This window comes from Spirosoma harenae (genome assembly GCF_054776975.1).
Genome location: NZ_BAAHBD010000007.1, coordinates 252,907 through 264,586 on the forward strand (window position 1 = coordinate 252,907; position 11,680 = coordinate 264,586).

Here is an 11,680-nt window from a genome sequence, read left to right on the forward strand (position 1 = left end):
TACTCATTAGATGGACATAGCCGATGCTAAGCGAGAATCAATTATCCATTATTAAAAAATCCTGGCGATTGCTGCGTGACATTGATCCGGCTCTGTTGGGCGATGTCTTCTACAGTCGGTTGTTTATGGCCCACCCAGAACTAAGACCGCTCTTTAAGGGACCTCTTGATGTCCAGTATAAAAAATTTATCGACACGTTAAGCTTTCTGGTTAGTCAGCTTCACCGGCTCGACGAATTTACTCATGAGGTTGAGCTATTGGGTCAACGGCACAGGCAATACGGCGTCAAAGCTGACCAGTATGACGCCGTTGGCGAAGCGCTGCTTTGGACACTACAATCCGGTCTGGGCCGCGACTGGGACGAGGCTATCGCCCAGGCTTGGGTCAACCTCTACAATATTATTGCTCAGAAAATGCAGGAGCCGGTAACGACCTGATTCCATTAAACACTCAACCGGTACGCTTCATTAACTCTTTCCTGCTCTTCAATTTTGTTTATTTTTTCCCCAATGGCAGGTTAGAGTTTAATTCACTAATCAATTTCAAGTACTGGCCAACTTTTTCCCGGGCAATATACCCCATTGTAATAGGACGTTTTTATGAACGGCCCTGTTTTTAACTATTGACTTTAACACTTACTGGGTAAATCGCACCTCTATACTCGGCAAATAGCCGATTCGCTGGGCAACTACCCGTAGCAAATCGCCCGGCTGAAGGGTTAACTTCTGCCCGTTATACACCTGCCAACCAGTAGCCTGATCAGAACTATGTTTAAGAATATAACCAACTGAAGCACCCGGAGTAGCGCACCGAATGCTGACTGTATTTCCTGACGTAATCAATACTGGATCAGCCGTTTTGGGTGGTTCCAAACCACCGTTCCACATCTGCTTCAGTATCTCAGCTTCGGGAATAGCCCCTTTATCGCCCACTTTTTTCAACCAGGCATCCAGCTGCCTCCGTAATTCTTGAAGTTTGGCCTTGTATTTCGGATTGTCAGCGAGATTGGTAAATTTGTTCGGATCAGTCTGTGTATCACACAATTCTTCAGTAGGTTTCGTTGGACGGAACCACATCATTTGGGTGGCATTGAGTTTGCCTTCATCCCGTAGTGTTAGCAGTTCCCGCATCATGGGCAAGTAAGGCATTCGATTCGCTCTGCCAGTTCAGTTTATCGCGCATGGCTACCAGCTGATTCTCAAGGCTATCGCGAATTATTCGTAATTGACTAAGGCTATCGGCTACATTTCGAATAATGCGTGTCTGCTCTATGTGGGATTGGCTGAGATCCGTTACAATGCGGTCACTTTGGGTTAATTGGCTATGTGATTTTTTGTTACGTCTGTCCAGATAAGCGTTATCATCAGTGGCCGTTTTCAATTCCCTTTTCAGTTCACGGTTGTCGCCCTCAAGTAGAAATTTAACTGACAGTAAGGAATCGGCTCGCTGTTCGGCTAGGTCATACCGATGCGTTAACGCCTGATTATTTTTCCAGTAAATACCGCCCGCTAAGCCCAGCCCAATCAGGGTGGCCAATATCCAGGCCATGTTCGTAGAAGAACGTTCCACAGTTTCCATAAGACCGTTGGTTTGTATATGTGAAGGAATGCGACAAAGCTGATACTGAGTCGTTACAGAAGACTTAAAGACTCCTTAGAATTTGCTTAGGTCGTTCGTGCGAATAAATCAACCAACGACGATCTGCGTTAGGTATAAAAGGTTTGTCAACTTCGAATACAGTTTCCTAGATTATCTCGCTATCCTCAAAGCCCGGCCGATCCAGACTCACCATTCGATAGTGTTCGAGAAAAAGGCTGTCTTTTAAATAACTTGCAAACGCATTCCAGCTCCCTGGCGAGCCATGGACGAAAACGAGCGTTGGCTTATCCGCAGCCCCAATAGATACGTAGCGTCCGGTTTGCAACGCTCATTTGTTCAGGAACAAGAGTAAGCCCAAGTTTCGCAAACTCAGCCACTGCTTTGGTGTCAGTTGTCCGAAAGCGCATACATCCTTGTGCCACCACCAGCCAGACGATCATCGACAAGCCGACCAGCAGATAAGTTCTCGGTTTCATTTACGGCACTTTCATAGCGGATCAATCAACCAGAACAGGCATTGAACGACGGATAAACCGCTAATAGCAATCCCGTGAGTTGGTCGATTCGGTGGTAATAATTGGTTAGTAACTGCCTGAGCAGGCTACTCAGCCAGACACAAATACCCATAACCCAAGCAGCGTACCCAGTGAAATTTCTGTTACGTAAATCAGCATACCCGACGAACTCATCAGATTCACCCACCCTTTCTGGAGGAGAAGGATAGTGTAGATCGTCCAGAACGGGAAAGCCGCCAGGTTGAGTAAACTCAATAGAAACCCCAGTTTAAAGGGGTTAGTCTCCTGCTGGCTATCGGTTGGGAGAGAAATTGGTTTTCGGAGATAATACACGCCCATCCCAACAGAACGGCAACAGTGAGCCCGTCGGTCAGGTAGTTGACGATGCGGTTTTGTACTACAATCTGAGTAATCAGCACGGCGAAAAATGTACTGATCAGGATGTTCATGCGGTATGCGTTGATTTGCTGTATGCTTGAATACGTCGATAAATCGCCAACGCTTCCCGCATAGTCATATAGGGCACACCCAGGTGGTTATTTTTGCGGCTGATGAGGTAGAGAATATGCCAGTGCTGAAGTAAAATCCGCCAGCTATGCCATAATGAAAATCAGGTAGCGAGGGAAAGGGCACTATCAATTACCTTGGCAAACCGATTGAAGGTGAAGAAACGGCCAGTTAGATTCGGGGCGAGTAGGCAATGCTGGTTCAAGCCGATATTAGGCAGGAGAGCCAATCGAAACATCTATTTTCGGAATGTATATCTATAGGAACTCCTCAAGTTACCGAAAGTGGCTGAGCAGGTTGCGAATGTTCTCTTGCTCGTTAAGGTCTACTGTGCGGTTGATTTTCCCCTGAAAATCTGACGGCTATTTTTGCGTAAAATATTCTTTCTGCTGATGTTATGCTGTAGCGAAGGCACCAATACGTCATACCGCTCGGATTTCTATAGTAAAACTCTATATAGTTAACCGCAACTGGCCGCTCGCCGGAAACGACTCCGACGGTCAATGCCTATGCCAATTACACCAATAACGAAATTGTCTTTCCAGCCGGAATACTCCAGTACCCCTACTTCGACCTCGAGGCTGATGATACCATCAACTATGGAGCCATAAACACGGTGATCGGTCACGAGATGACGCATCTGTTCGATGATCAGGGCCGTAAATACGATGCCAATGGCAATCTGCGGGACTGGTGGACTCCTCAGGATGCCGAGCGCTTTACGACCAAAGCACAGGTACTGGTTATCCAGTACAACGAGTTTACCGTATTGGATAGCTTGCATGTAAATGGGCGGCTGACCTTAGGTGAGGACCTGGCCGATTTAGGCGGGCATGCCCTGGCTTATCAAGCGTTTAAACGGACCAAACAGGGGCAACGCAGCGTCAAGATTAACGGCTTCACCCCCGATCGGCGCTTTTTTCTGGGGTATGCCCAAATGTGGCGCAGTAAAATGCGAGCGGCCACGGAACGGGCCTGGTTAACCACCAACCCGCATTCACCGGACAAACATCGGGTGAACGGCCCGCTGACCAACTTCACTCCCTTCTATCGAGCCTTTGAGGTAAAACGGGGTTAACGACTCTATAAACCGGAAGTGGACCGGATAAAAGTCTGGTAAAGTCATTGCGGTTTTAAAAGCGCTATCGCGGGCAGTTAATGAATCTCGCAAATCCCTGAATTACAAACTATAGAAGGAGTAGGTAAAATGGAGTAGTAGCAGATGACGGCACTGCTCCATTTTTACCTATTCCTTTACCCCCCTTTTAGAGTTCTGTGAAGGGAAAGTTGAATTTAGCACTGACTTTTTTCGATTGTATATTAAGGCAATTATCAGGACTTCCGTATACCGTAGCCGTTAGCGAACCTCGTACATAATATTTTCCATTCACCAGCTCATACGAATCGATGTGAATACCTCCTTCGGATTTCAGGTAATCCACTCCGCAGGTGGGCGCCCAGGTAAGCCAGGGCCAGGGGCTGCCGTCAGTTATACTCACTACGGCATTTCCATCCAATTCGCCAGAGGGGACACCATAGGGAATTGTCGATAACGGCTTTATACTTCCACTGCGAATCTGAACCGTGAACGACTTACCGCTACTATAGGATCCCCAAAACTGAATACCATGTCGGTCAGCGAGTGCGAAGGGCATAAACTCATAGGTTTTTCCATCAATAGTCGCTTCAAAATAAGTGCCTTCAACTCGGATCTTCTTTAGAATCACCGCCTTGCCCGATGCACCCGGACGGGGACGCCGATTGGTAGGGATAAAATTGTAAACATCGACCGATATGATTGCTGAACTACCGGCTGCGTTCTCCGGAGCGAAATAGGTGGCCACTGTTTGGGAGTTCTCTACCGTAAGATTGCCTTTGCCTTTTACCTGCCAGTTTTTAATGTTTTTGGGATCCTCCAGGAAGGCCACTCGGCCCAAAGCAATATCAATGTCTTCATTCGATAAGTCGGACGGAAGATGCGTAAAGCCTAGCAACTTGAGTTGAGTGGACTCGCCGGGGGCAAGCACATCTACATTCGACTTCAACACAAATTCAGCAAAGGCCCCCCAGTCACTAAAATGCTTGGTGCGAACCGTCAACGTATGGGCGGTTTCGTCGAGTTCGGTATCAGGCAGGGCTTTCCAGTATCCATCATTCCCCTGATAAGCCATAAAAAGCAGTTGAGCTGAGGTACCGTCTAAGCTATCAGCCTGATACTGAAAGCGAAGCGTGACGGCTTGGGCGAAGGTTTGTCCTTCCGGCAGCAGCCGATAGGCCTGCCGACCAAGCAGGTTAGGCAGGGTCGGTGTTACGGGCTGGACACTAAAGGTCGTTGTTTTGGAAACGGCTCCGGCGGGCACCGTCATACTCAGAGCACCGTCAGCCGAGGTTATCGTCCCCCCTTCAGGGCCAATTGCTTTCTGAACAGGTTGCCCGATGGGGGTTCCTTTGTCGTAAACAACCCCTGATTGTACCGGTGTTGTCGTTGGTTGCTCAGGTTTTGCAGGATTGTTCGGATTGACCGCATCGGTTGGTGTTTGACAGGCCCACAGTCCACTGAGGAGCAGGCCAGAAATAAGTAGACTAAGTGAGCTATTAAAAAAAAGACGGGATGAATGCATAGTGCTATTTTATTGATTACCAGCCGTTAATGCTGGGACGAATGGGTGTGTAGAGAACTTACCAGTTTCCGCGTTCAAACTGAGTACCCTGATTATCGGTGCTACCAAAATAAATGCGTAATGCTTGCCCGCCTTTGGTATCGGTTTCGGGTTGGTAGTAGTACGTCTGCTGGAATTGGGTTAGCTCAGTCGATGTGGCCGGGCGCTGAAAGTTTTTGCCTGGGTAGCAGCTGTACTCACCCCGGTACGTAGCCTCAGTGGGGGTAAACGTGACCGAGCGGTCGGCTTCGTTGAATTTGGCTTTGCCCTTAACATGCGTGTATGCGCCTGTGCGGCAACTGTAATAGGTCGTTACGTTGACGACGTACATGTCGTACGTACCGTTAGCTCCGAATTCGATGGCTTTGCTCTGCTCGTAGCCAGCCCCCTGGTAACTACCATTGGTACCCCAGAAACTGCCGAGCGAGAACGTGCCGTAGAGCCACTTGCCGCCCACGCCCGCTGGTGGGGGCGACTGCGTGGCGGAGTCGATAACGTCGACTGGTTTGCCACAGGCGGAAACGAGCTGAGTCAGGAGTAAGAGGCCGAAAACAACCCGATGGCGACTCGCTCTTAGACGGGTTAAAAACAAGGCCGTTGTCTGACCGATGAAGGTGATGATGGTTTTCATAAAAAATAGGAAAATAGTAAGATGTAATACGTTTAGTAGGTGTAGGTAGCGGTCAGCGAACCGCCTGGGCCGGTCCGGATCTGTTTGATCGGGTAACCCTGCTCATTATACGCATAGGTGTACCGTTCGCGGCTTAACTCTCGACCTGACTTGTCGCGAAGAATTTTCAGGCCGTAATTATTGGTCCGAAACGAAACGCCGGGTAACAGGGGCATATGAACCAATAGATTTTCTACATCGCGCTGCGAATCGTACTCGGTAAAGGCGAGCGTATGCTGGAGAACATACGTATCCGAGGTCGCTTCTTTGGTGTAAGTAGACAGCAGACTCAGGTTTCCCGTTGCGTCGTACTGGTACGTTCGGCGCTCAGCCGCTTGGTTGAAGACACTCGTTTCATCGACCTGGCTCAGCCGATTAGGGGCCGCATACTGGTAGGTGCAGGTGCTCACTAGCCGCCCATCAGCTGCGTATTGGCTGGTTTGAGATACCTGATTGCCTGTGTATTGGTACGTCGTATAGCTGCTGCCGGCTTCACCAATGACATCCATTCGGGTCAGGTGTTTATCCGGATTATACCGTAGCTTGTAGACGTAACGCCGAACATGTCCCGTACCCTGATTATCAACATATTGACTGGTATACTGTACTGGAAGCGCCGTGGCATCATACAGGATTTCCTGAAAATCGTTATCCGACCAACTAATTTTTACGCGTTGGGTGGCCTTCGTTGAGTCGATAGGCTGTGTAGCCGTCGTGTTACCGGGAGCTGTGGTTGTATTGCCCGGCTGGGTAATCGTCGAGCTATCGGGCTTGGTTGGCTCCGTGGGAATCGGGTCGGTGATTGGGTTCTGACAGGCAGTTACAAACAGGACTAGTATAGCGGCCAGAATCTGTTGACATCGCCAGTGAACTTGATTCGCACCAAGCCATCGCAGCGCGGTGATTTTTGTGGTTGCATTCGTACTTGTTTTCATAAAAAGCAGGAAAGTTTCTAAATGATTGATTAAAAAAAGAAGGCTATGCGTGAGGAGCCGGATTACTTAGTGATTGAGAACTCACCACTGAAGGGCACGCTATTGGTAGAGCATTGGTCGGGATCGTTTGCGTCGAGCAGTTCGCCGGTAAAGGTGCCCTTAGCTAGTTTTCCGGGTATGTATTCGGTCAGTTTAACAACACCCTGGGTTGAGTAGTAACCCGAGGTAGCCGGGCATACCCGCGCTTTGTAGTTGTTGTAAACCCTACCGCCAAGGCTATATTCGATCTGGCTGACCCCGCTGTACTCGCTCATCTTTTGCTTGTAGGGATACGTACCCGCAGTTGACCCGAAAAAGGCTACGCTCAGATTATCGGCGTCTGGTAAACTGCCCTTGATTTCGCCTAGGGTGTTCCCTGCCTGAGTTATATTTACCTCAGTGTAGGTTTTGGTCTGCCCGTTGAAGTTGACCTTAAGGTAGCTTCCCGTTGGGATAGCCTCCCCTGATTGAGTTGATTGGTTACAGGCTCCCAGCAGACTAATAAGCAAACTGGCGGCCAGGACTAATTTTGGGCAACGCATGACTCGGTTCATTGATTGTTCTTGAGTAGTTGTTTGTTGTTTGACAGCACAAACGTAGCCCGTCCTGGCCGGGGGCAGAAGCTGAATCGAGCTGAGTTGAGGATTGCTTACTACGAAGTGATAAAATCAGGTGCCGAGCGTCGAGATGCTCCATTGACTGAAACCTGGGTGTGGCTGAGCGAGGGCGCAAACAAAAAAACGAGCATAGTCTCCCGGACCTGCTCGTCTATGTACAATACACGCTGAATGCGCTCAGAAACGAAGTAGACAACGTTTTTAGTATTACTTACCCATCCATTCCTTGAACGGCGTCAACTTCTCCCGGCTTACCACTACTTCTTTGTCGATAGTCGGTTTGAGCTTCAGCGCCAACCGATTGCCAAAGTAGGTCTGCACCCGATCAACGCTGCCAATCGAAATCAGGAACGAGCGGCTTACTCGAAAAAAGGTAGCGGGGTTGAGCATGGCTTCCAGTTCATCAAGGCTGTAATCGACAACCATCTTTTTGCCGTCGAAGGTTTGAATCAGATTCAGTCGATTTTCGGTAAAGAAATAGGCAATCTGGTGAGTGTCGATCGATAGCAGTTGATTGGTGTACTGGACCAGAAACCGTTGCCGGTACGCTTTCGGTTGAAGCTGTTCCTGCAAGGCCTGCACCAGGTGCCGCATCGTCTCCGAGGTAGCGGGGCTGGTTGGTTTCTTAGGAGCCCGCTGGTTTACATATTTGTCAAGCGCGGTCCGCAGCTCCTCTTTTTGCACCGGCTTAAGGAGGTAATCGATGCTGTTGACCCGGAAGGCTTTAATGGCGAATTCGTCGTAGGAGGTGGTGAAGATAACCGGGATGTTGACGGTAATTTGCTCAAAAATCTGGAAGCTTTGTCCATCGGCCAGTTCAATGTCCATCAGAATCAGCTCGGGCGAGAGCGGATGGTCGGAACCGTAAGCACGCAGCCATCCAACCGTTTCACGGACACTGGTGGTGACGGCTACGATCCGTGCGTCGGGCTCAACGCTCGCCAGGGTTTTGGTCAGTTTCTTGGCTGCAATGTCCTCGTCTTCAACAAGTAGAATATTCATTAATCAAGCTATTATGCGGGTTGTGAATGGGCAAAAACCTGATCAGCCGCGATCAGGGGAAAGCGAACGACAAACTGATCGGTAGTCTCCTGAATCTGGACATCGCCCTGACCGAGCAGTTGAAATTTGGTAGCGATGTTGCGCAGACCGACCTGGGTGGAAGGCAACTGATGGGGCTTCTTTTGCAAATTATTTGTCACCGTCAGCATTCCTTCCGGGCCCGTCGAAATAACTACCCGTAGGGGTTGGGTCTTGTCAATCACATTATGCTTCACCGCGTTTTCAAGCAGCAGTTGCAGCGTCAGAGAGGGCAGTAAATAGGTCTGATAGGATGGGTCTACGGCAATGGTCAGGTGAAGACTATCCCCGTAACGCGTTTTGAGCAGGTGATAATACGACCGAATAAACTGAATTTCTGTGCTCAATTCTGCCAGATCATGCTCGTTCGCGCGTAATAAATACCGGTATACCTTGCAGAGTTCATTCAGGAAAAGCTCCGCCCGCTCTGAATCATCTTCAATCAGATACGATAAGGTATTTAGACTGTTGAAGAGAAAATGGGGATTCACCTGCTGCTTCAAACTGTCGAGTTGGGTTTGCAGGAATTCTTTCTTGAGTGCTTCGGCTTGCCGTTCAGATTGAATCAGGCGGTGGAAATGGAACACCGCTTCCTGAATACCAATGATGAGCCCGCTAAACAGCAAAGCACCAGGTATGGCGTTCAAAAAGGAATTTGTCGAATACTTAACGTGGTAATTAGTATAATTTACCAATGCCATATCGGCACAGTCGATCAGCAGACAAACCAGCCAGCATATGGGCAAAGCCGTTAGAATACGCCTTCGGGTTTGAGAAAGAAGCGGGTATCGCCGTTGAAACCATAACAGGATCCAGCGGTTCAACTCCCAGGTCAGCGTCGTCAGAATCAGCAGTTCGATGGCATGTTTAAGCGTCACTAAACTGGGCGTCAGAATAAAGACCTTATTGGTATACGAATCCCGCAGCCACAGTAGACCAATGCCTACCACGCGAATCCAGCGATCATTGACTTCTCTCACAATCAACTACAAGTTTATATCTCACCATCAAAAATAAGCATGGCGAATCTTGTTCTTAGCAAGGGGATAAGCTGAACTGGATAAAAATGATGCTGAATAGAGTAAATCGCCGGTTTAAGTCAAGAAGTCAGTATTATAGGCTAAGCCCTTCTACTCCATAAGTCAGAGCCCCTTTATGAGATATAGCATTTGATTGACCGTTCAGTCATTCTCAAAATACGCTCCTCCCTGAGACGAAGCGAGATTTGAGTTTCAATAATTCAGGCGTTTAGTTAGTCAATCGCCGGGTAAGTATAAAATTGCTACTGCCCGCCGATTGCCGACAAAATCAACTGATTTTCGTTCAAGCTAATAGAAATTTGTGAAACCGAATGGTTGCGCATATATTTGCAATCATTCGGTTTCACAAAGTAGAGTTTGATCAATATGAGACGAGATATTTTTCAGGCAATTGCCGACCCCACTAGGCGGGCAATCATCACCTTGATTGCCTTCCAAGCAATGACGCCCAACGCCATTGCCGACAATTTCAACACCACCCGACAAGCGGTTTCCAAACACCTGCGCATACTCACTGAATGCGAATTGGTTAAACCCCAACAGCAGGGCCGGGAGATCTATTACTCCCTCGAAGTGGACAAAATAAAAGAGGTTGATCAGTGGGTGGCCCAATTCAGACAAAGTTGGGAAACTCGGTTTAATCAACTTGACGACGTATTATCAACCCTCAAAAAAGGCTAAACATGAACGATTTCACCATTAATAAAACAACAAAAACGGTAAGCTTCTCTAGAGAATTTAATGCCGACCTTTCCTTAGTATGGGATGCTTACACCAAGCCGGAACTTCTGGATCAATGGTGGGCCCCAAAACCCTGGAGATCAAAAACAAAAGTTATGGATTTTGAAGTGGGTGGCCGACGGTTTTATGCGATGGTAAGCCCTGAAGGAGATGAGCGATGGGCCATCCAACAATACACCTCCATTAGTCCCAAAACCAATTTCAAGTTATTGAATGCGTTTGCTGACAAAGATGAAAACCCTGAATTACCCGGTTCTGAATGGGATTTAACCTTCAGCGAACAAACTGGGAAGACAACCGTAATGATCAGCATCTATAATGAATCGCTTGAGCGCTTAGAGAAGATGCTTGCAATGGGATTCAAGGAAGGAACGGCAATGACTATGGACAACTTGGAGGAATTATTGGCCACTATGTCGAACCAATAGTAAAGCGTATAAACTTTAATAGTAAAGCGTATAAACTTTATAAGACAAGTCTCAATCAAGAGGCTTGTTTTGTTTTATTCAATTATATGTGAGCGTTTTAAGTTCAAACTAAACCATGCTGTCTTTATCTCAGAAAATGCTCATTTAATGGGCATGCTTGAGCAATAATCTACTGCTAACTTTAAATGACGACATCAGCTGTCTTTACTAATTAGTGATAAATGACGTACCCTCTAACTGCTTTTGCCAATGAGAGGCCATAACCTTAGCATGTTGTTCTCGGTCGAGTTTGATATAATGCATGAATGCTTTTTCTGTACGATAGCCAGTGATCTGCATAATTGTCATTGCTGGAATTCCCAATAGATACATATTGGTAGCAAATGAACGTCTGGCAGTGTATGTGCTAACCATCTGCCATTTCTCAAATACTTTCGTTATTCGCTTCCCACCTTTGGTCTTAGCTTTATTCTCTTTACTATTGAGTCCGGCAAGCTGGCAAACCTCTTTTAAATAATCATTCATCTTCTGATTAGAAATACTGCGTGGTAGCGAGCCATTGTATTTTTTTAACATTGATGTTACGACCTCATGGCACGGAATGACTACTTTATCAGCCGTTTTTTGTTGCTCTATACGAATAAGACCATTCTTTATATATTCAGGACGGAGGTTGGTTAAATCCGAAAACCGCAGACCTGTGTAGCATCCCACGACAAACAGATCTCTAACGCGTTCTAATCGTTCTTGTTTTGAGAGATCCACCTCAAGCAGTTGTCTCAGCTCTTACTCATTCATTAGCCATTGTTGGCGTTGGGTGATATGCAGAGCAGAAAAGCGTGTTTGGGC

17 protein-coding genes are annotated in these 11,680 nt (G+C 47.6%); 4 read left to right on the plus strand and 13 right to left on the minus strand.

Annotated features, from left to right (window positions below; translation table 11 throughout):
* Window positions 1–23: 23 nt before the first annotated feature.
* The gene (locus ACYVE4_RS06985; protein WP_460996412.1) at window positions 24–437 is read left to right on the plus strand and encodes a globin domain-containing protein; all 414 of its coding nucleotides are present in this window, start codon (window positions 24–26) and stop codon (window positions 435–437) included.
* Between the two features lie 198 nt (window positions 438–635).
* On the opposite strand, the gene ACYVE4_RS06990 is transcribed toward ACYVE4_RS06985, so the two are convergent.
* The 6 genes from ACYVE4_RS06990 to ACYVE4_RS07015 all read right to left on the minus strand — a co-directional run bounded on the left by ACYVE4_RS06990 (window position 636) and on the right by ACYVE4_RS07015 (window position 3,261).
* A complete protein-coding gene (locus ACYVE4_RS06990) occupies window positions 636–1,148 on the minus strand; it encodes a hypothetical protein (protein WP_460996413.1) in 513 nt (170 codons plus the stop codon).
* The gene (locus ACYVE4_RS06995) at window positions 1,102–1,578 is read right to left on the minus strand and encodes a hypothetical protein (protein ID WP_460996414.1); all 477 of its coding nucleotides are present in this window, start codon (window positions 1,576–1,578) and stop codon (window positions 1,102–1,104) included. Before ACYVE4_RS06995 ends, ACYVE4_RS06990 begins: the two co-directional genes overlap by 47 nt.
* Before the next feature lie 166 nt (window positions 1,579–1,744).
* Window positions 1,745–1,924, minus strand: coding sequence for an alpha/beta fold hydrolase (locus ACYVE4_RS07000; protein WP_460996415.1), 180 nt, complete (start codon window positions 1,922–1,924; stop codon window positions 1,745–1,747).
* A complete protein-coding gene (locus tag ACYVE4_RS07005) occupies window positions 1,884–2,075 on the minus strand; it encodes a hypothetical protein (RefSeq protein ID WP_460996416.1) in 192 nt (63 codons plus the stop codon). The genes ACYVE4_RS07000 and ACYVE4_RS07005 overlap by 41 nt, the downstream gene beginning before the upstream one ends.
* 129 nt (window positions 2,076–2,204) lie before the next feature.
* The gene (locus ACYVE4_RS07010) at window positions 2,205–2,453 is read right to left on the minus strand and encodes a hypothetical protein (protein ID WP_460996417.1); all 249 of its coding nucleotides are present in this window, start codon (window positions 2,451–2,453) and stop codon (window positions 2,205–2,207) included.
* Between the two features lie 628 nt (window positions 2,454–3,081).
* Window positions 3,082–3,261, minus strand: a complete 180-nt coding sequence (locus tag ACYVE4_RS07015; protein WP_460996418.1) for a hypothetical protein — start codon at window positions 3,259–3,261, stop codon at window positions 3,082–3,084.
* Here ACYVE4_RS07015 and ACYVE4_RS07020 point away from each other — a divergent pair.
* Window positions 3,172–3,699, plus strand: coding sequence for a M13-type metalloendopeptidase (locus ACYVE4_RS07020; RefSeq protein WP_460996792.1), 528 nt, complete (start codon window positions 3,172–3,174; stop codon window positions 3,697–3,699). The two genes, ACYVE4_RS07015 and ACYVE4_RS07020, sit on opposite strands and share 90 nt — an antisense overlap.
* Before the next feature lie 187 nt (window positions 3,700–3,886).
* Here the strand turns inward: ACYVE4_RS07020 and ACYVE4_RS07025 are convergent, their stop codons facing one another.
* From ACYVE4_RS07025 to ACYVE4_RS07050, 6 genes are all read right to left on the minus strand, one after another.
* The gene (locus tag ACYVE4_RS07025) at window positions 3,887–5,242 is read right to left on the minus strand and encodes a hypothetical protein (RefSeq protein WP_460996419.1); all 1,356 of its coding nucleotides are present in this window, start codon (window positions 5,240–5,242) and stop codon (window positions 3,887–3,889) included.
* Window positions 5,243–5,300: 58 nt separating this feature from the next.
* The gene (locus tag ACYVE4_RS07030; protein WP_460996420.1) at window positions 5,301–5,912 is read right to left on the minus strand and encodes a hypothetical protein; all 612 of its coding nucleotides are present in this window, start codon (window positions 5,910–5,912) and stop codon (window positions 5,301–5,303) included.
* Between the two features lie 32 nt (window positions 5,913–5,944).
* Entirely contained in the window at window positions 5,945–6,886 is a 942-nt protein-coding gene (locus ACYVE4_RS07035; protein WP_460996421.1) for a hypothetical protein, read from the minus strand.
* A 62-nt stretch (window positions 6,887–6,948) separates the two neighbouring features.
* Entirely contained in the window at window positions 6,949–7,479 is a 531-nt protein-coding gene (locus tag ACYVE4_RS07040) for a hypothetical protein (protein WP_460996422.1), read from the minus strand.
* Between the two features lie 270 nt (window positions 7,480–7,749).
* The gene (locus tag ACYVE4_RS07045) at window positions 7,750–8,544 is read right to left on the minus strand and encodes a LytR/AlgR family response regulator transcription factor (RefSeq protein WP_460996423.1); all 795 of its coding nucleotides are present in this window, start codon (window positions 8,542–8,544) and stop codon (window positions 7,750–7,752) included.
* Between the two features lie 11 nt (window positions 8,545–8,555).
* Window positions 8,556–9,602, minus strand: coding sequence for a sensor histidine kinase (locus ACYVE4_RS07050; protein ID WP_460996454.1), 1,047 nt, complete (start codon window positions 9,600–9,602; stop codon window positions 8,556–8,558).
* Between the two features lie 426 nt (window positions 9,603–10,028).
* Here ACYVE4_RS07050 and ACYVE4_RS07055 point away from each other — a divergent pair, with 426 nt between their 5' ends.
* The gene (locus tag ACYVE4_RS07055) at window positions 10,029–10,343 is read left to right on the plus strand and encodes an ArsR/SmtB family transcription factor (RefSeq protein WP_460996461.1); all 315 of its coding nucleotides are present in this window, start codon (window positions 10,029–10,031) and stop codon (window positions 10,341–10,343) included.
* Between the two features lie 2 nt (window positions 10,344–10,345).
* Window positions 10,346–10,831 carry an SRPBCC family protein gene (locus tag ACYVE4_RS07060; RefSeq protein ID WP_460996463.1) on the plus strand — a complete coding sequence of 162 codons (486 nt, stop codon included), beginning with the start codon at window positions 10,346–10,348 and terminating at the stop codon, window positions 10,829–10,831.
* Between the two features lie 207 nt (window positions 10,832–11,038).
* On the opposite strand, the gene ACYVE4_RS07065 is transcribed toward ACYVE4_RS07060, so the two are convergent.
* Entirely contained in the window at window positions 11,039–11,596 is a 558-nt protein-coding gene (locus ACYVE4_RS07065; protein WP_460996465.1) for a site-specific integrase, read from the minus strand.
* Between the last annotated feature and the right edge of the window lie 84 nt (window positions 11,597–11,680).